The sequence below is a fragment of the Ruegeria sp. CDSA241 genome, assembly GCF_059611265.1.
This window is the reverse complement of sequence record NZ_JBXWPF010000013.1, coordinates 48,653-66,230: the sequence shown is the minus strand read 5'-3', so window position 1 is coordinate 66,230 and position 17,578 is coordinate 48,653. Positions and strand designations below refer to the sequence as shown.

The 17,578-nt window shown below is 57.9% G+C and carries 18 protein-coding genes; 4 read left to right on the top strand and 14 right to left on the bottom strand.

What is annotated here, in order from left to right; translation table 11 throughout:
* The first annotated feature begins 26 nt into the window (after positions 1-26).
* From flgK to AC2FJV_RS13055, 3 genes are read left to right on the top strand one after another with little or no spacing between them, the layout of a single operon-like run.
* Complete coding sequence (gene flgK, locus AC2FJV_RS13065; RefSeq protein WP_496713909.1) at positions 27-1,478, top strand: flagellar hook-associated protein FlgK; 1,452 nt, start codon at positions 27-29, stop codon at positions 1,476-1,478.
* On the top strand, positions 1,478-2,488 hold the full coding sequence (locus AC2FJV_RS13060; RefSeq protein ID WP_496713908.1) for a flagellin: 1,011 nt from the start codon (positions 1,478-1,480) through the stop codon (positions 2,486-2,488). Before flgK ends, AC2FJV_RS13060 begins: the two co-directional genes overlap by 1 nt.
* Positions 2,485-3,579, top strand: a complete 1,095-nt coding sequence (locus AC2FJV_RS13055) for a flagellar basal body P-ring protein FlgI (RefSeq protein WP_496713907.1) — start codon at positions 2,485-2,487, stop codon at positions 3,577-3,579. Before AC2FJV_RS13060 ends, AC2FJV_RS13055 begins: the two co-directional genes overlap by 4 nt.
* A 52-nt stretch (positions 3,580-3,631) precedes the next feature.
* Here AC2FJV_RS13055 and AC2FJV_RS13050 read toward each other — a convergent pair whose 3' ends face one another.
* The 9 genes from AC2FJV_RS13050 to AC2FJV_RS13010 all read right to left on the bottom strand — a co-directional run bounded on the left by AC2FJV_RS13050 (position 3,632) and on the right by AC2FJV_RS13010 (position 10,982).
* Positions 3,632-4,276 carry a DUF1523 family protein gene (locus AC2FJV_RS13050; protein ID WP_142638340.1) on the bottom strand — a complete coding sequence of 215 codons (645 nt, stop codon included), beginning with the start codon at positions 4,274-4,276 and terminating at the stop codon, positions 3,632-3,634.
* A 10-nt stretch (positions 4,277-4,286) separates the two neighbouring features.
* Positions 4,287-4,553 carry a hypothetical protein gene (locus AC2FJV_RS13045; protein WP_271950857.1) on the bottom strand — a complete coding sequence of 89 codons (267 nt, stop codon included), beginning with the start codon at positions 4,551-4,553 and terminating at the stop codon, positions 4,287-4,289.
* 1 nt (position 4,554) lies between these two features.
* Positions 4,555-5,892 (bottom strand): DUF6638 family protein, encoded by a 1,338-nt coding sequence (locus tag AC2FJV_RS13040; RefSeq protein ID WP_496713906.1) that lies wholly within the window; start codon positions 5,890-5,892, stop codon positions 4,555-4,557.
* Positions 5,893-6,040: 148 nt separating this feature from the next.
* Positions 6,041-6,373: a hypothetical protein gene (locus AC2FJV_RS13035; RefSeq protein WP_281995570.1), complete on the bottom strand. Its 333-nt coding sequence runs from the start codon at positions 6,371-6,373 to the stop codon at positions 6,041-6,043.
* A complete protein-coding gene (locus tag AC2FJV_RS13030) occupies positions 6,370-8,298 on the bottom strand; it encodes an AAA family ATPase (protein WP_496713905.1) in 1,929 nt (642 codons plus the stop codon). Before AC2FJV_RS13030 ends, AC2FJV_RS13035 begins: the two co-directional genes overlap by 4 nt.
* A gap of 22 nt (positions 8,299-8,320) precedes the next feature.
* Positions 8,321-9,445 (bottom strand): hypothetical protein, encoded by a 1,125-nt coding sequence (locus tag AC2FJV_RS13025; RefSeq protein WP_496708197.1) that lies wholly within the window; start codon positions 9,443-9,445, stop codon positions 8,321-8,323.
* Complete coding sequence (locus AC2FJV_RS13020; protein ID WP_282022195.1) at positions 9,438-9,710, bottom strand: hypothetical protein; 273 nt, start codon at positions 9,708-9,710, stop codon at positions 9,438-9,440. The genes AC2FJV_RS13025 and AC2FJV_RS13020 overlap by 8 nt, the downstream gene beginning before the upstream one ends.
* On the bottom strand, positions 9,703-9,900 hold the full coding sequence (locus AC2FJV_RS13015) for a hypothetical protein (RefSeq protein WP_496713904.1): 198 nt from the start codon (positions 9,898-9,900) through the stop codon (positions 9,703-9,705). Before AC2FJV_RS13015 ends, AC2FJV_RS13020 begins: the two co-directional genes overlap by 8 nt.
* 2 nt (positions 9,901-9,902) lie before the next feature.
* Positions 9,903-10,982 carry a coiled-coil domain-containing protein gene (locus AC2FJV_RS13010; protein ID WP_271950875.1) on the bottom strand — a complete coding sequence of 360 codons (1,080 nt, stop codon included), beginning with the start codon at positions 10,980-10,982 and terminating at the stop codon, positions 9,903-9,905.
* Between the two features lie 258 nt (positions 10,983-11,240).
* Here AC2FJV_RS13010 and AC2FJV_RS13005 point away from each other — a divergent pair, with 258 nt between their 5' ends.
* Positions 11,241-12,716, top strand: a complete 1,476-nt coding sequence (locus AC2FJV_RS13005) for an NAD-dependent succinate-semialdehyde dehydrogenase (RefSeq protein ID WP_496713903.1) — start codon at positions 11,241-11,243, stop codon at positions 12,714-12,716.
* A gap of 122 nt (positions 12,717-12,838) precedes the next feature.
* On the opposite strand, the gene AC2FJV_RS13000 is transcribed toward AC2FJV_RS13005, so the two are convergent.
* From AC2FJV_RS13000 to AC2FJV_RS12980, 5 genes are all read right to left on the bottom strand, one after another.
* Complete coding sequence (locus tag AC2FJV_RS13000; protein ID WP_496713902.1) at positions 12,839-13,306, bottom strand: Hsp20 family protein; 468 nt, start codon at positions 13,304-13,306, stop codon at positions 12,839-12,841.
* Between the two features lie 122 nt (positions 13,307-13,428).
* Entirely contained in the window at positions 13,429-14,202 is a 774-nt protein-coding gene (locus AC2FJV_RS12995; protein WP_496713901.1) for a trypsin-like serine peptidase, read from the bottom strand.
* A gap of 38 nt (positions 14,203-14,240) precedes the next feature.
* On the bottom strand, positions 14,241-15,032 hold the full coding sequence (locus AC2FJV_RS12990; protein ID WP_496713900.1) for a trypsin-like serine peptidase: 792 nt from the start codon (positions 15,030-15,032) through the stop codon (positions 14,241-14,243).
* A gap of 106 nt (positions 15,033-15,138) precedes the next feature.
* Positions 15,139-16,461, bottom strand: a complete 1,323-nt coding sequence (glcF, locus tag AC2FJV_RS12985) for a glycolate oxidase subunit GlcF (RefSeq protein WP_496713899.1) — start codon at positions 16,459-16,461, stop codon at positions 15,139-15,141.
* Positions 16,462-16,465: 4 nt separating this feature from the next.
* Entirely contained in the window at positions 16,466-17,566 is a 1,101-nt protein-coding gene (locus AC2FJV_RS12980; protein WP_496713898.1) for an FAD-binding protein, read from the bottom strand.
* Positions 17,567-17,578 lie beyond the last annotated feature (12 nt).

Sequence of the window (17,578 nt, the reverse complement as noted above, 5' to 3'; positions counted from 1 at the left end):
TTTGATTCAGGAAAGGGACCTGCAGAATGAATATGTCCACAGCATTGAACAACGCGTTGGGCGGCCTGACCGCCGCCAGTCGCGGTGCGGCGGTTGTGTCCGAAAATATCGCAAACGCATTGACGCCCGGCTACGCGCGCAGGTCTCTGGAACTGGCAACCAACACGATTTCCGGTCACGGCGTGCGTACCGTAGGTGTCATTCGTCATCAGGATCCCGTCCTCATGTCCAACCGTCGGGCCACGGATGCCGATCTGGCCTTTCACACCGCCATTTCGGACTTTCACACAAGGTTGGAATCTTTGGTAGGGTCCGCCGATGATCCCGCATCGCTTTCGGTTCGGCTGGCTGATTTCGACAGCAGCCTGTTAACAGCGGCAAGCCTGCCGGATTCCAGTGAACGACTGGACCAGGTCGCGCGCACGGCTCAGGATCTGGCACGCGGTCTGAACGAAGCCTCTGAAGGGTTGCGTCAGATGCGATCCAACGCGGACCGGTCCATCGGCAAACAGGTCGACACCCTGAATCAGACCCTCAAGGATATTGAAGAGCTGAATGCCAAGATCCCGGCCATTAAGTATTCCGGCGCCGATATTGGTGGGCTACTGGATCAACGACAGGTCCTGATTGATCAGGTCAACGAACTGGTTCCTGTAAATGTGATTCAAAGGGACAATGATCAGGTCTCGCTTTATTCTGATGGCGGCTTGATATTGCTGGAAAACACTGCGGCCGAGTTCTCCTTTTCGACAACCGGCGACACCAAGCCCCATATGACCCTGGCAAACGGGTTGTTGTCCGGGCTTGAGATGAACGGAAACCCTGTCCGTACCAGTGGCGATTTCGCCCAAATTCGCGGCGGTGCATTGATGGCCCAATTCCAGATTCGGGATGAAATCGCGGTTGAGGCTCAGGTCGATCTGGATGCCGTTGCGCGCGATCTTATCGAAAGGTTCGAAACGCCGGCGCTGGATCCGACCGCGCTGGCCACGGATCCGGGCGTGTTTACCGATGATGGCAACCGGTTTGATCCGGCATCGGTGACGGGATTGGCCTCTCGCATCAGTCTGAATGCAATCATTGACCCGGACGCCGGAGGAGAGAGCTGGAAACTACGGGCCGGGCTGGGTGCGGCCACACCCGGCAGCGCCGGAGATGCCAGCCAACTGCGCGCCTTCAGCTCAATTCTGAACGACGAGCGCCCTGTTGCAGGCTCGGTTTTCGCGGCCGGAAACATGCGCGCCGCAGACATCTCCGAGGTGCTGTTGTCACGGATTGGGTCGGACGCACATGTGGCCGATGGGCGGCGGGTGTTTGCAAACAGCGCCAATCTGGAAATGACGGCCATTGAGGCCGAACAGGGCGTCGATACCGATCAGGAATTGCAGCGGCTAATGCAAATCGAACAAGCCTATGCGGCAAATGCCAGACTGGTTTCGGTCGTCGATGAACTTATGGATACGTTGTTGAGGCTGTGATGATGAATGTAACCTCTATGGGCGACCTCGCGCGCGGATTGACCCTGAAATCGCGGGCGACTGATATCAAAAATCAGATCGAAACCCTGTCTTATGAGATGTCTTCAGGCAAAGTGCAGGATGTCTCCGGCCATCTGGATGGGGATTATTCCTATCTTCTGGATATGGATCGAAACCTATCACGCCTGGATGCCTTTCAGGTGGCCACAGCCGAAGCTGGCCTGTTCACCGACGCTATGCAGCTTAGCCTGACAACAATCGATGACGCGGTGGGGCGCCTGACGTCGTCCTTGCTGGCATATGGGACATCCAATCAGGCGGTCACCCATAAACATGCCTCTGTTCAGGCCAGAAATGAGCTGGATACGGTCATGTCTGCTTTGAATACCCGTGCGGGTGGCCGAAGCCTGTTTTCCGGAGTGGATACGGATGTGTCGCCTCTGGCGTCTGCGGATACCCTGCTGGCCGCGTTAGAGGCTGATTTGACGGGGCTGACAACACTCACGGATATCACTCAAGCCGCAGAAGACTGGTTCAATGATCCTGCGGGGTTCGATGCGGTTATCTATCAGGGCTCAGATACAGCGCTGGCACCGATGAGCATTTCGGAGAATGAAAGTGTCTCTATTCCGATCACTGCGACCGATCCGACGCTCAAAGCCGCGTTGCGGGACATCGCCGTCGCCGCTCTGGTTTCGGACGATAATCTGGGACTGCCCAATGATCTGCGGACGTCCCTATTCACCCAGCTGGGGGTCGAGCTTGCCAATACGCAGGATGGCACAGTGAACCTGCGGGCGGATGTTGGCGCCGCCGAGGCCAGGATTGAACAAGCCGCCACGCGCAATGCGGCGGCGCGTACAAGCCTGGAATACAGCCGAAACTCTCTGATCGCCGCGGACCCGTATCAAACCGCAGTGCAACTGCAGACTGTCCAATTTCAATTGGAAAGCCTGTATTCTGTCACCGTTCGCAACGCGAACCTATCGTTGGTGAATTTCCTGAAATGAGAATACTTGCCCTTCTCCTGATCCTGCTTCCGAGCCTGTCTTTTGCCGGGGCAATCCGGCTGAAGGACCTTGTCGAATTCGACGGGGTGCGCGGCAATGACCTTGTTGGCTATGGCCTTGTGGTCGGATTGAATGGTACCGGCGACGGGCTCAGGAACTCTCCGTTCACCGAAGAGATCATGTCCAATATTCTGGAACGGCTTGGTGTGAACGTGAATGGTGAGGAATTTCGCCCCAAAAACGTGGCCGCCGTGCTTGTGACAGCCAGCCTGCCCCCCTTTTCGCGGGTTGGTGGACAGATCGACGTCACCGTTTCGGCCATCGGCGATTCCAAAAGCTTGCTGGGCGGGACGCTTATTATGACACCGCTGAATGCGGCAGATGGTCAGATCTATGCGGTGGCACAGGGGTCAGTTCTTGCAGGTGGCGCCGTTGCCGAAAGCGATGCGGCTTCGGTCACCCAAGGGGTTCCGACATCCGGTGTGATCCCATCCGGAGCTCGGGTCGAACGTGAAATCGACTTTGAGCTTTCCGATCTGACCCAAATGCGCCTGGCCCTGCGTGAACCGGATTTCACAACCGCCGGTCGGATCGAGCTGGCAATCAATTCGGAATTCAATCGGGCCGTTGCCATCATGCGCGATTCCGGGACGGTCGAACTGAATATTGCAGCGACACAGGCGATCTCGACCGCGCATGCGCTTGGGCGCATTGAAAATATCCTAGTAGAGCCAGAAACAAAGGCGCGGGTAGTAGTCGATCAGCGTTCGGGCACGATTGTCATGGGTCAGGAAGTGCGGATCTCACGCGTGGCAGTCTCGCAGGGCAACCTGACACTGACGGTCGAAGAGGCCCCTATCGCGGTTCAGCCGAACCCGTTCGCCCGAGGCGAAACCGTCGTGGTTCCGCGTACCGTAGCCGGTATCGAAGAAGAGGAAGGCACCGGTTTGGCGGAAATTCCCGAGGCCACGACCTTGTCCGAAGTCGTCGCAGGGCTAAACGCTTTGGGTGTCTCACCCCGCGACATGATCGACATCCTGAAAACGATCAAAGCGGCCGGAGCATTACACGCCGAGTTCATCGTTCGATGAAGGGCTATCCCGGCGGTAGGCGCACAGCTCCAAGACCCGCCGGGAATTCACGTCACTTTGATTTCCAACTGTCCAACCATTTGCGGAATCGGTTGCGATGCTCACCGATGGCGTCGCCGGTTGCATACAACCCATCCTCGACACTCTCGATCATCGGATCGATCCGCGCCTGGCGGAACCTGCGCCAGCGCACCCAGATTGCCCAGACAATCGCAAAGAAGACCGTCAGGAAGACAATGTTGAACCAAGGGATCAGACGCGCATCCGGACCATCGACATGTTTGATAAAGACAGCGTTGGGAAAGATCGACATGAACTCATTCCGCCAGCCATAATGCGTCACGGCAACCCAGTCCGGGTCGTTTTTGTCCGAGATCGCGTCATTGGCTTCGGTATACAAATTGGCAGTGTCGAATTTGAAATAGGGCGGCCAACCCCAGCTGGTATCTTCGTTGCGATACACAATCGGTTTGCCATTGGCACGTACGGCCTGAATGAACTGTACATCCCGGTTCGACAGACTGGCCGACTGATCATCGGGCTCGGACCAGAAGATCCGGGTCCAGTCGTTCAGGTCCTGCCGTTCTTCATAGGTGTTGACGATCCGAACCACATCCCGTTGCGGCAGAGAATACTGAAGGACTACGGCGACCGTTCCCCAGAAAATCAGAATGAATGCCCATTTCAAATAGGCCATGCTTTACCTCTCACATGTAGTTCACAATGTAGATCAGCGACCCGATCGCTACCCAAGGCACAACATAGACACCCAGGATCAATTTGCGCCGGAACGAATTGTCATAGACGTGCAGCCCCCGTGCGACAAAGGCTGCCTTGTCTCCGGTTTTGCCCTTTTCGTCCCACCAATGCTCTAGCCTGCGGCGACGCACACTGCGTGAATACAGCGACAGGGCAAAATAGGCCACGGTCTGGATGACTAGCAGGACCAGAAACAGGCGCATCGCTCCGAACATTTCAATCCTTTCCTAACGCGCCCCAGGGACCAACGCGGGCGATAACGGTCTCGTTGATCCTGTCTCGACCGCTCATATCCGGCTCATGTCCGAACAGGGCAGCGCGGGCACCCGCCTTGTCCACCTGATACTCACGCGCGAGGAAATCAGCAACATAGGCCTTCTTGGCCTCGGACCAGGATTTGTAGGTGCTATAGAACAGCTCTTTGTGGCAGATGAACATCTGGCGCGGGTCCAGTGGGGCCAATTCGGCCAGCAGCATGTTCACCAGATCACGGTTCGGCGTATCGGCGGCCCGCAGCGTATAGAAATACGCCGAATGATCCGAGGTGATCCGGGGCCACCGCCCGCCATCCGTCGCCCAACGCAATAGCTGCGCCAGCCCATGATAGGCCTCTGGCAACCGATCCGCGTGGGTGCGCGCCAGCCGACGCATATCACTGCGGTTCAGGCCAGTCAGATCGACCCCGGCATCAGCGGCCGCGTCGACGGTCAGGAAGTCCATCTTTTGCTGCAGGATCGCAGCAGCATCCACGCCGCGCGCCTTGACGATGGGTTCGACCAGGTCGTTATAGTCCAGGAACTTGGCGATCTGGTTCCGATGCGACGGGTCAAACGTGTATTTGATGTTCAGATCGTCGGGCTTTTCGCCCATGCAGATAGCCGCCGGATGATCCAGATCCGGGAACAGATAGAGCCCGCCGAAATGCGCCGTCCAGAAATTTTGCTGCTCAAACGCCGTATGGCGCAGACGGACCGGGTTGCGGGTGACGTCACCGGTTTCCTTCGAGGTTTCGATCATTTTGGCGATCAGGACATCGTCGAACCATGCATCCTCTTCGGTCTTGAAGCGTTCGACCATACCTGCCAGTTGCTCGGCCTTGCGCAGGGTGCCGCCCGCGGTGTCGGCCTCAATCTCGATCTTGCGCAGGTTGAACAGATCGCGGGGATTGCTGAGTTTGAAGACCGAGTTCACCAGTTCTCCGGCCACCGCATCGGTGGCGGTCAGGGCAAACAGTTGCGCCTCGTTCATCTCGATAAATTCGCGCAGGATATCGCGCGAGGTCGAGAATTTGACGTTCAGCAGAGGCGCACGTTTCTGTTCGGTCGTCAGCAGGATGAACTGCCGGTTGACCCCGTTGGGGTTGAGGTAGAGCTCATCCTCCAGCTCAATCCCCACCTCAGGCGAGTAGCCCGAGATATCGACATGGAAATCCGTCAACGCCGTGGTCCTGCCCGCCAGATGCTGCAACGCGCGGTTATACCGCTCGACCAGAGCCGGGCTGGAGATGTGGACGAGGTTGCCGAACATCAGGCCTTTTTCGATGAGGCGGATCATGACGTTTGCCTTCCCGCGCAACGGTAGCGATGCTCCCGGCCCGAGGGTGGGTGCGGAACGCGCCCGCCCTGGGGAGCGGGTCGGGCGCGTCGCGGCTTCGCCGCGATATCACGCTCAACCAGAACCACGATTTTCTCTAACTCAAAACTCATGCGCGCAATCCTCTTGCGAAGGCAAAAATGATCGCGAATCCAACGGGTATTGCTATCAACCAGAACTGTAGCTGAAAATAGACCATAACATCTGCGGGATTTGCGTTGCCAGCGTCCACAGCAAAGCGGTCGACAAAAACATCCGTTAAAGCATAGCTGGCAAGAATTGTTAGAGGTGCGCAAGCCGCACCGTAGGCCAACAATGGAAGAAGCCATTCCTTTCCATTCTCTTTGGTCGCACGAGCCGTGTGATAGGCTCGTAAACCTATTAGTATAGCAACCGCAGTACTCACCAGTAGCGGTAGACCTATGGCGATCAGATAGGTCACTTCCCCTCCAGATACCGCCGCTTGGCCTCTTCCATCCGGCCCATCTCACGCACCGCGTTGTCGATGGCGACCTCGTCGCTCTTGTCGGCATAGCGGAACTCGCTGTCGGCGTAGCGATTGATCTCTTGCATCACCATTTCCACCGTGATCGGCTGGCGCAGGTCCTCGATCATGGCCTTCTTGGTGACGTAGTCGCGGAACAGGAACAGGTCGGGGTTCTCCATCCATTCGTCGGGCAGTTCGAAATCCATCGCGCGGACCTTGACCGCATCGGTGATGTTCTTGATCGCGCGGCCGGTGAACCGTTCATCCGCCTGTTGGATCGCCTTCAGGTAGGTGCCCATCTTGGCAATCGTGTCCAACTGCCCGATCTGCCCTGAAACCCGGTCATAGACCTGCAAGAGAGCCTCTTCATGCGGCCGGGAGTGGCTTTCGAAACTGGCAGCGACGGCCTTCTTGATCTCTTGCGCGGCATAGGCTTCGTGCTCGCCCAGCGGGATGTCGTGGTTGCGGCCCATCAGCAGGTGCAGGATGTCGATGTAATCCTCGCGCGTTTGCGGCCCGTCCACCAGGAACCGCGCGCCCGCCCGCTGACGCAGGGCGTCGTCCACATTCTCGGGGTAGTTCGAGAACATGCCAAAGGTGCAGTTGCCGCGCACGACGGTGTTGGCGCCGGCAAAGCTCTCCATCAGCACGGCGGTGATTTCCAACTGCCCGGCTGACGACTGCCGGTCACCGCGTTTGCCCGCCAGCTGGTCGATGTCGTCAATGGTGCCGAAGCCGATGACCGAAGGGTCGATGATCGTGTTGATAAAGGCTTTGGCGTTCTGGCCGGATTTACCCTGGTAGCTGTCGATGTTGTCAGTGCTCAGGTTCTGATAGCGGAACGGATAGCCCGCGTTGTGGCAATAGTCATTGATCAGCCCGGCCATCATCTGGATCAGGGTGGTTTTGCCGGTGCCCGGCTTGCCGTCGCCCATGAAGGTAAAGATGAACCCGCCGAGTTCGGCGAACGGGTTCAGACGACGATCGAAATCATAGGCCATCACCATCTTGGCCAACTTCATCGCCTGATATTTGGCGATATGGTTGCCGACCACCTCGTTCGGTTTCTTGAACGTCATGGTGAGGGTGGTGGATTTAGCTTTGGACGCTGGCTCAAAACCCCGGATTGTCAGGTCGTCAGCCTCAATATGCCAGGCGGCGTTCTGGAACGGGGCCAGATGGCCTGCAGATTGAGCACGCAGGGCGGCCTTGTCCATCAGCTGCTCGGCATAGGCGCTGGTGGCGGCGATCAGATGGGCGTCATCGGGGGCGTGTTTGGCCAGGGTCTGGTCCAGCTCCCACAGCGCGCCGTGCAGGGCGAGCTGGCCATTGTCGGTCAGAACCTCTTCGATTTCTCCAATATCAACGGTGGTTTCACCCAGATGTGAGGACATCAAATAGGCCAGTGCATTGCCGAAACTGTGCGAGGTGATCAGCGCCTCGGCCGTCAGCAGTTCCGAGAATTCGGTCTTGCGCGCGGCGGGCAAATCCCCGGCCAAATTCGCACGTTTTAGATCGGCCAGAGGGGTTTGTTCGGCATAGGCCTCAGACACGGCCAGAGCGATGGCGACGGCGCGACGAATAGCCTGTTGCGTGGTGGCCTGCGGCGGAGAAACCAACGTATCGCCATCATCAGACGCCTCAATCCGTTCCACCAGATGCACCCCGTCGGCCCGCACAGTGCGCCGTGTCACCAGACCCGGCGTGGTAGACCGAAACCGCCGACCTGTGGAGACGCCCGGCGACCTCTCAACCGCGGCCTCAACCGCTTTGGCAATCCGCGGCGCGTGCTCGAACCCGTTCATCAAGGCGGTGGCCGCAGTGTAGTGCTTGCGAATATCGTCTTCGCGCAATTCCATCTGTTCTGACGTCAAACTCATCTCAAAATAGCCTTTACTGTCTTCAATATCTCAACACCTGCCCGGTCTTGCTGACGACGAACTTGCGCACGTCACCAAAACCCGGTGGGTTGCGCTCGGCCAGTACCTGGAACGGGCGTTGTGGCAGAATGATCGAGCGTTCGGTTTGCGTCGCCCCCGTCTCGGCCCCCTGCCCGCCGAATGGGTCCAGCGCAAAGACCTCGCGGTCTACGGTCCCGAACCAGCCTGAGCGTTCTTGAATCACATCCTCGCTTCGCAGCGCTTCAGTGGTCCAGGCCAATGCCCAATCCTGACCCGCAGGGGATTTCGCATCCTCCAGCACCTGCCGCAGCGGGCCGGATTGCTCGGTAAAGGCCGAGGAATACATTGGCCCCACATGAATGCGGCGCAGGTGTTTGGGATGCAGGTCGTCGAAATCCTGATCAAAGCCTTTGGCAATGGTCACCAGTTTCAGACCACCCAAGGATTGCGCCATCAGATGCGCCTGCACTTCGGGCCAGCGGCGTTGATCTTTGGGCAGGGCCGTGCGCCCCGAATCCTCCAACTCCATCAGGTAGATGACCGGCAGGTTTATTTGGCTGTCATAGACGGCCCAGTGGATCAGGAACCTGCGCCGTTCGCCCTCATTGCCAATCCAGTGACATTCGGGATCATTGCGGGCCCAGAACAGCTCACCCTTCAGCAATTCCTCGTAATAGAGCCTTTGGGACAGCGCGAATTGCAGCTTGGTCGGGATCTCCCGGTCGCTGATGATGGTGCGAACCATGTCGGTTTTCAGCTCATCCTCGGACGGCATATTCGCCAGATGCACCTGCGCCTGCTGCGCGTCATTGGCCATGGTCAGCAGCTCGGCCGCCACCGGAAAGCCGCTGTCGCGCTTGTCCATGGCGAGGCTGCCAAAGAACCGCCCCGTATCGCGCCCGACCAGCAGGTATTTCATGGACAGCGCACGGAAGGTGTAGAGCAGCCCCGAGAGATAGCTCGACACGATCCGCACCTCTTGTTTTGAGATCGCGCCCTCCGCCTCCATCGTCGCGGCCACGCGCAGAAGGTGGACGGTGATTACCTCGAATTTGCGAAAGTAACGACGCGAGGCGAAGGTATCGGTCAGGCCGACATGGTCTTGGGTGAGGTTAAGGTCACTCATTCACGTTTGCCTGCGATTGACGCTTCTGTTTTCTTAATAGAACGAGAGCCCACATTACGGCCACGACGCCCGCCAGCATACTGGGAGTGCCCAGCAAAAACGCCAAATGGTAGGATACACGAGCTATGAACATTCCAAAGCTGCCCTGTGCAAACAAAAGCCCGGACAAAAACGCCGCCAAAATAGGCCAAAAAATCATCGCTATACCGAACCAGAGTATTCTGAAGCCGACGACCTTGGGTCTTTGTTGAATTTGTTCAGTCAACGGTTCCGTTCCACAAACGATGAGCCGAATGAGAAAGGCTGGCGACCACAAGAACGACGGCCACCCATCCAAACGGTCCGCCTAGAACGGCGTACATCACTGAGAACACAAGCCAGAAACTGTCGAGAACGATCCACCAAAACCAGTTCTCTGGAGCCACCAGAAATGTAAAAAACTCCAGCAGTTCCAAGATCAACCCCCATACAAATTCTTATCATGCTTCTCGACAATCGACGCAAACCGGCGGGCAAAGCGTTCATCTGCCTTGGCCTTTTTCTCCAGCACGTCGCGGGCAAAGACCATGTGGTCCTCATGCGCCTCGAGCATGTCGGCCATCTTCTGGTTGGTCGCGGTGCCGATCGAGGCCATGGCGGTTTGCGCCTCTTGGTCGGTCTGCACGCCGATCTCGTTGATGCGGTGGGCCACGTCCTGCTGCTGCGCGGTTTTCAGCGATTTGGTCAGGGCGTCATACAGCACCACGCGCTGTTGCGTGTCTGTCTGCAGCTTGTTGATCAGCACCATCTGCGTCGCCGCCTGGTTCTGCAGGGAATCGACCCAGGTCTTGCCCTTTTCGATATAGCGCTCAAGCGTTTGGCTTTTGGCCAGCTTGACCTGCTCTTCCTGAACCTTGGCGTTGTATTGCTTGTTCAGCTCAGCCAGCTCGGTCTCAAGCTGGGTGCGCGCGGCGGCGTCTTGTTCGACGCTGATCTTGTTCTCCAACGTGATGATTGTCGGGTCCATGCCCTGAATTTCGGCGCGCAATGCCTCCAGCTCGGCCACGGTGGCCTCACGGTCGTCCAGCGTGCCGGTCAGGTTGTTTTCAACCTTCACGCGCTGTTCTTCCAGCACCGACAGCTGCCCTTCCAGCAGTTTCACGATCACGTCGGATTTGGCGATCAGGTCCTGCAGCTTGTCGTCAATACTGGCTGTGCGCATACGCTCCTGCCGCATCGATTCAGATTTACCCTTCGAGAAGATGCCAACAAACGTCTCCCACCCGGATTTTGAACGCATCTCGTCAAAATCCTTAGAGAATGCGCTGGTGACGTCATCCAGACCCATGATCAGCTCGGCGATATTGGCGTTCATGACTTCGGTATGGGCGTGCACATCTTCCAAAGTGGCGTTTTCGATATCGATATCCGCCTCGGCCGTACCGATCTTGGCCCGCGCAGCCTCAATCCGCGAGGTCAGCCCTTGGATCTGCGACTGGCTTTCGCGCACTTTCGTCTGTGTTTCTTCAATCAACGCTTCGAATTGCTGGTTCGACATCTCTGCTGTCCCCTGTTTTCTTTATTTACCCAATAAGATAGGGAATGTTATGTTCATTTACATCCCCTTGAGCCCTCAAATCACCGAGACTTTTACAATTTCGTATCGAAAAAGATAGGCCACGCAGGCGAGATATCTGCACTCTGCAACGATGAATTTGATCAAATCTGGATTGATCCTGCCCGCCGAGTGGACATAGACAAATGCGACGCCACCTGTTTGGGTGCGCGCAAACCCTTTTCTGCCGGAGTCCGACCCATGCTGGATACTACGACCGACCTGAAATCCATTCTGAAAAACCCCGATCTTCTGGTGACCAAGGCCTATATCGGCGGCCAGTGGGTCGATGGTGACAATGGGACGTTTTCCGTCACCAACCCTGCGCGGGGCGACGTGATCGCCGAGGTCGCTGACTTGAGCCGCGCACAGGTTGCAGGTGCCATCGCTCAGGCCGAGGCCGCGCAAAAGGAATGGGCCAAGCTGACCGGCAAGGAACGCGCGGTGATCCTGCGCCGCTGGTACGATCTGATGATGGAAAACGCCGAGGATCTGGGCAAGATCCTGACCGCCGAACAGGGCAAGCCCCTGGCCGAAGCCGTGGGTGAAATCGGCTATGGTGCCTCGTTCATCGAGTTTTTCGGCGAAGAGGCCAAGCGCGTTTATGGCGAGACTATTCCAGGTCATCAGCGCGACAAACGCATCATGGTGCTGAAGCAGCCCATCGGCGTTGCGGCCTCGATCACGCCCTGGAACTTCCCCAATGCGATGATCACGCGAAAGGCCGGACCGGCGCTTGCAGCCGGATGCGCCTTTGTCGCCCGGCCTGCCGCCGAGACACCCTTGTCGGCGCTGGTTCTGTGCGCATTGGCCCAGCAGGCAGGCATCCCCGCCGGTGTGTTCAACGTGGTGCCCTCGTCGCGCGCCAGCGAAATCGGCAAGGAGTTCTGCGAAAACCCCGGCGTGCGCAAGCTGACCTTTACCGGCTCAACCGAAGTCGGGCGCATCCTGCTGCGGCAGGCGGCGGAACAGGTGATGAAATGCTCGATGGAACTGGGCGGCAATGCGCCGTTCATCGTGTTTGACGATGCCGATCTGGATGCCGCCGTCGAAGGCGCGATGATGTGCAAGTTCCGCAATAACGGCCAGACCTGTGTCTGCGCCAACCGCATCTATGTGCAGGCCGGTGTCTATGACGCGTTTGCTGCCAAGTTGAAGGCTGCGGTCGAGGCTCTAAACGTCGGTGACGGCCTGAACGAAGGCATCACCACCGGACCGCTGATCAATGATGACGCCGTTGCCAAGGTGCAGGAACATATCAAGGATGTAACCGACAAAGGCGGCCAAATCCTGACCGGTGGCCTGCCGCACGATCTGGGCGGCACCTTCTTTGAGCCGACCATTGTCACCGGTGTGACGCAGGACATGCTGGTGGCGCAGGACGAAACCTTTGGCCCGCTGGCACCGCTGTTCAAGTTCGAGGATGAAGACGACGTGATCGCCATGGCCAATGACACGATCTTTGGTCTGGCCTCGTATTTCTATGCCAAGGATCTCAGCCGCGTTTACAAAGTGGCCGAAGCGCTGGAATACGGGATCGTTGGTGTGAACACCGGCATCATCTCAACCGAGTTGGGCCCGTTTGGCGGCGTCAAACAATCCGGCTTGGGCCGCGAAGGCAGCCATCATGGCATGGAAGACTATCTGGAGATGAAATACATCTGCCTGTCGGTCTGATCCGCCCAAACCTTCGCTGTACAGATGGCCGTAAAGGCAACGCCCCGCGTCTGGAGGAACGCGGGGCGCATGGTGCGGTAATCCAGAGAGGAACGATTACCGCGGCGTGGTGACTGACTGCCTCAGTTTACGGCTTTGGCGTCAACCACATCCTTTTCGATGGCCTTGCTGGACGAAATCTCGATCCGGCGGGGCTTCAGAGCTTCGGGAACCTCGCGCTTGAGGTCGATATTCAGCATGCCATTCTCATGGCTGGCACCGGTGACACGAACGTGGTCGGCAAGGGCAAAACGGCGCTCGAACGCGCGGGTTGCGATGCCGCGGTGCAGATAGCTGCGATCTTTGTCTTCCGCAGTTTTCTTACCGGCGACGACCAACGAATTCTCTTTCACTTCGACCGAAAGATCGGCCTCGGAAAAACCGGCAACAGCAACCGAGATACGATAGGTGTCGACATCGGTTTTTTCGATGTTGTAGGGCGGATAGCTGGGTTGAGCCACATCATTGGTCAGAACGCGATCCATCATGTCAGCGATCTGGTCAAAACCTACGGTGGCGCGGTGCAGCGGTGCAAAGTCAAATGTACGCATATGTCGTATCCTCATGTTTGAGCGATGAACGTAATGCCCTCCGATCGGACGGGCGTTCGATTGTCTCAGGCCCCGTTTGCGGCGACCCGATACATTTGACATGGGAAACGTTCTGGCCGAGTTCAACCCCCTCCGGAGCTGATGAATTTTGCACCGGTATCCGACTTGCCTGATCCCACCTGCAATCGCTTTATTGTCGCCTTTGGTTTAGGGGCATCCCGGCGCAGAGTCGCCTTCAGATCGGCCACAATTTCCTGCAATTCCATACCGAATCCCACTTTCTGCCGACCATCCGTACCAACTGCAGAGACTACTGAAAGTATTTGCCAGCGCGGACCGTTTCGCGCCAACAGGGCCGAACCCGAGGACCCAAAGGTAATGTCGCAGTTGAATGTGATCAGGCCCTGAAAGCGCTGCAGGATTTTGCAGGACCGTTCCCGCGTAATCGCATTCGATCGGCCCCGACCATACGATGCAAGACTGACCTCATCCCCCGCCACGCGCCCGTTATGCAACGCAAAGGGATCGGCCACGGAATAGGGGATCGGTTGATCCAGCCGCATCAACGCGACATCAACGCGCACGGCATCGGGCGACAGTTGAGCGAAACGTGTGTAATCCGGATGTGCCGCGATCTGCACCACCTTGCGATCTGCCAACGCAGTTCCGTCGCTTAGCCCTGCCCGAAAGGTTACCTGCCCCGGCCCATAGGGTTGACCGGTTCTTTTGTCCAAGGCGCAATGGGCCGCTGTCAGCACCAGATCCTGTGCGATCAACGTACCCGTACAAAACCCCTCGGTGCCGATATCCAGGCGGCCGACGGCCTCCCAGCCATATAGGTCATCGCGGTCGGTGAGTTTGCGTTTTGCACTTTGCGCCTGGGACATCGTTGTCATCATAGCCAGGCATAAAAACAGACTTGCCCAAAATCGGATCATGGCCGGACGAACCTGGCGCCAATATGACGGCTTGCCGAATCGCCGGTTTCCGAGCCGCTGAATCCGCGCCCGGCGGACAGTTCACTCCGCAGCAAAGGCAGCGAAACCTCGACCGCGGTACCTATGGCCACAGGCTCGCCATTGAATTCCGCCTTGGCCGCCACGACCGAGACGATCCGTGGTCTTTCGCCCTCGAACGCAAATACCGGGGCGCCGGAGGATCCAAACTCGACATCACAGGACAGGACAAGAACCTCGGAAACGCCGGTCACGACCGAGCAGACCTCCTGCAATGATGGCGCCTCGGAGCGGTCCTTCGCATAGGACACAACCCCAACTTCCTGTCCGCGAACGGGCCGATCGCCGGTATCAAATGGAATGACCGAGGTACTGCGGATTGGCTGCCATAGCTCGATCAGCGCAATATCGCTACCGATCCGGTTGGTCGGGGTTTCGTCGTCGTAAAAGTAATCGGGGTGAATCACCGCCCTGCGCGCCGCACGATAGGCTGATGCCCGACCCAGACGCCAGGCGGCAAGAAACTCGACCTTAGACAGGTCAATACGTTGGCCTGTGGCCTTATCATAAAGACAATGCGCTGCCGTCAGCACCTGGTTCTGCGCAATCAGCGTCGCGGTGCAGAATGCTTCGCCGTCAATATTCAAGCGCCCGACAGCCATCCAGGCCCGCCCGGCATCTGTGGTGTCCAGACTTTTCAGCCCGCTATCCTGCGCCAGTACGGCCATCGGCATGAGTGCCAGCGCAAAAGCCTTGATCCAGTTTTTCAAGCGGTTCTCCGGCGTTGCTTCCAGCGCATACTCATAGCTGTCGGGTACGGCGAAAATAGGGCCGGTACGTTTCCCGTTCTATCTGATGCAGCCCTGCATCAGGCAGCTAACGCAGGATCGGCACGGCCGTTCCCATCTCATGACCCTGCTGCATCGCACGCGGCAACGGCCCGCCTGTGGACCAATCCAACAGCTCGACCGTATGCAAAATAGGTATCTGCGTGGCCGAACCGATCTGCATCATGCAACCAATATTGCCTGCAGCGATAACATCAGGGTTCTTAGCCTCAAGCGTCCGAACCTTGCGTTGCTTTAACTGACCCGAGATTTCAGGCTGCATCAGGTTATAGGTCCCGGCGCTGCCACAGCACAGATGGCTGTCAGAAGGCTCTAACACGGTGAAACCCGCATTCTTCAACAGGTCTTTGGGATGGTTTTTGATCTTTTGCCCATGCTGCAAAGAACAAGCGGCATGATAGGCGACGGTCATGCCCTTGTGCTGGCCTCCGGGCAGGTCCAGTTGCACCAGCAATTCGCTGATATCCATGGCAATCGCCGAAACCCGCGCGGCATCTGCCGCCAAAGCCTCGTTTCGGAACATGTGCCCGTAATCCTTGACGGTCGTACCACAACCTGAGGTGTTGATGACGATGGCATCCAGCCCCTGGCCATCGATCTCTCTGGTCCAGGCCTGTATATTGGCCGCCGCCGCTTTATGGCTGTCAGCTACCTTGCCCATGTGATGGGTCAGCGCACCACAGCATCCCGCGCCTTTGGCCACAACGACTTCGCAGCCCAGTCGGGTCAGCAGGCGAATCGTGGCGTCGTTGATATCCGTGTTCAGCGCCTTTTGGGCGCAGCCTGTCATCAGTGCCACGCGCTTTTTCGGCGCTCCTTTAGGGGCAAAGCGTTGCGGGTCATCGTTGCGGCTGACCGGAGGGATATGTTTTGGTGCCATCTCCAGCATCGCCCGCAGCCGCGCATCCGGCATCAGAAACCGGAAGGGACGGCCCAGCTTGGCCCCGATCAGGGCCCAGCGAAACCGCATCGGATAGGGCAGAATCTGCGCCAGAACCCAACGCAGAAGGCGATCGGTCAGCGGGCGTTTGTAATTCTGCTCGATATACTCGCGCGCGTAATCGACCAGATGCATATAGTGAACGCCCGACGGACAGGTGGTCATGCAGGCCAGACAGGACAGGCAGCGGTCGATATGTTTGACGGTTTTCTCATCCGGGACACGCTCATTCTCAAGCATGTCCTTGATCAGGTAGATCCGTCCGCGCGGGCTGTCGAGCTCATCCCCCAGCACCTGATAAGTCGGGCAAGTGGCGGTACAAAAGCCGCAATGAACACAGCTGCGCAGGATCTGGTTCGAGCGTTGGATCGCCGGATCCTGCAGCTGTTTTTCGGTGAAATCTGTCTGCATTGCCCTACCCCATCAGCCCCGGGTTAAACAGCCCTCGGGGATCAAATTTCGCCCGAATACCTTTTATTAGAGCCTGTATAGCTACACTCTCAGGCTGGAACCGGCCCAGCCGCTCGACCGTTTCCGCATCGCCGCGCACAAGGGTTGCATGACCAGAAAAAGTGCCAAGTCGCGCCCGCAAATCGGTTCCCGCAGGAAGGCGCAGCCAGATCAGACCGCCGCCCCAGTCGTAGAACACCTGTTCAGCCTCGGCCCGCGCCGCGATCATCGGGGCGTCACCGGGCGTGACAGACAGACGCCACACGTCGCCAGCCTTGCCCCGGAACGCGTGAACATCGCGGGTCGCCGTCCACAGCGTTGCCGGTTCATCGACATTTGCGATCTGGCCGAACCCAGACAGTTCGGATGTCAGCCTCTCGGTTCTGTAAGCGACGGAGCCTGCAAATCCTTCGACCCTAACAAAGGCTTTTTCGCACTCCGGGTCATAAGCTGCGCCAGTGACCTCGAACGGAGATCTAAGCGCCACGGACAGCGTTTTTATCGCTGCTTCTGCATTAGATACGGTCACTGACAGCGTTGCTGTGTGTTCCGGCTTGGGCAGGACTTTCAGCGACACTTCGGTCAGCACGCCCAACGTTCCCCAGGACCCACAGATCAGCTTGACCAGATCATAGCCAGTGACATTCTTCATCACCCGCCCGCCATTTTTGATCACCTGCCCGGTGCCATCGACATATCGCACCCCCAGTAAGAAATCGCGACATGCGCCTGCCTGAATGCGGCGCGGCCCCGAGATGTTGGCGGCAACCACACCGCCGATGGTCGGCTCGCCTTGGGTGCCCAACAGGCTGCGATGGTCCATCGGCTCAAAGGCCAGTTGCTGGCCCTCGGCGTCCAATGCGGCCTCAACCTCGGCTAGCGGTGTTCCGGCCTGCGCAACCAGCGTTAAGGCGCCGGGTTCATACAGTGTGATGCCTGTCATCCCGCAGGTTTCAATCACTTGGCCGGAACCCGCAATGCCACGAGTGCCGCCGCCTGTGATACGCACGGCACCTGTAAGTCCGGCAACCATCTGGGCCAGTTCAGTTTCGGACGTGGGTTTCATCATATATCTCTT

Bases quoted from the DNA above. Each gene is read 5' to 3' on its own strand.
- AC2FJV_RS13040 (WP_496713906.1), bottom strand. From the start codon at position 5,892: ATGATCCGCCTCATCGAAAAAGGCCTGATGTTCGGCAACCTCGTCCAC.
- flgK (WP_496713909.1), top strand. From the start codon at position 27: ATGAATATGTCCACAGCATTGAACAACGCGTTGGGCGGCCTGACCGCC.
- AC2FJV_RS13045 (WP_271950857.1), bottom strand. From the start codon at position 4,553: ATGTTCGGAGCGATGCGCCTGTTTCTGGTCCTGCTAGTCATCCAGACC.
- AC2FJV_RS13030 (WP_496713905.1), bottom strand. From the start codon at position 8,298: ATGAGTTTGACGTCAGAACAGATGGAATTGCGCGAAGACGATATTCGC.
- AC2FJV_RS13060 (WP_496713908.1), top strand. From the start codon at position 1,478: ATGATGAATGTAACCTCTATGGGCGACCTCGCGCGCGGATTGACCCTG.
- glcF (WP_496713899.1), bottom strand. From the start codon at position 16,461: ATGCAGACAGATTTCACCGAAAAACAGCTGCAGGATCCGGCGATCCAA.
- AC2FJV_RS13005 (WP_496713903.1), top strand. From the start codon at position 11,241: ATGCTGGATACTACGACCGACCTGAAATCCATTCTGAAAAACCCCGAT.
- AC2FJV_RS13010 (WP_271950875.1), bottom strand. From the start codon at position 10,982: ATGTCGAACCAGCAATTCGAAGCGTTGATTGAAGAAACACAGACGAAA.
- AC2FJV_RS12980 (WP_496713898.1), bottom strand. From the start codon at position 17,566: ATGAAACCCACGTCCGAAACTGAACTGGCCCAGATGGTTGCCGGACTT.
- AC2FJV_RS13000 (WP_496713902.1), bottom strand. From the start codon at position 13,306: ATGCGTACATTTGACTTTGCACCGCTGCACCGCGCCACCGTAGGTTTT.
- AC2FJV_RS13055 (WP_496713907.1), top strand. From the start codon at position 2,485: ATGAGAATACTTGCCCTTCTCCTGATCCTGCTTCCGAGCCTGTCTTTT.
- AC2FJV_RS12995 (WP_496713901.1), bottom strand. From the start codon at position 14,202: ATGACAACGATGTCCCAGGCGCAAAGTGCAAAACGCAAACTCACCGAC.
- AC2FJV_RS13050 (WP_142638340.1), bottom strand. From the start codon at position 4,276: ATGGCCTATTTGAAATGGGCATTCATTCTGATTTTCTGGGGAACGGTC.
- AC2FJV_RS13025 (WP_496708197.1), bottom strand. From the start codon at position 9,445: ATGAGTGACCTTAACCTCACCCAAGACCATGTCGGCCTGACCGATACC.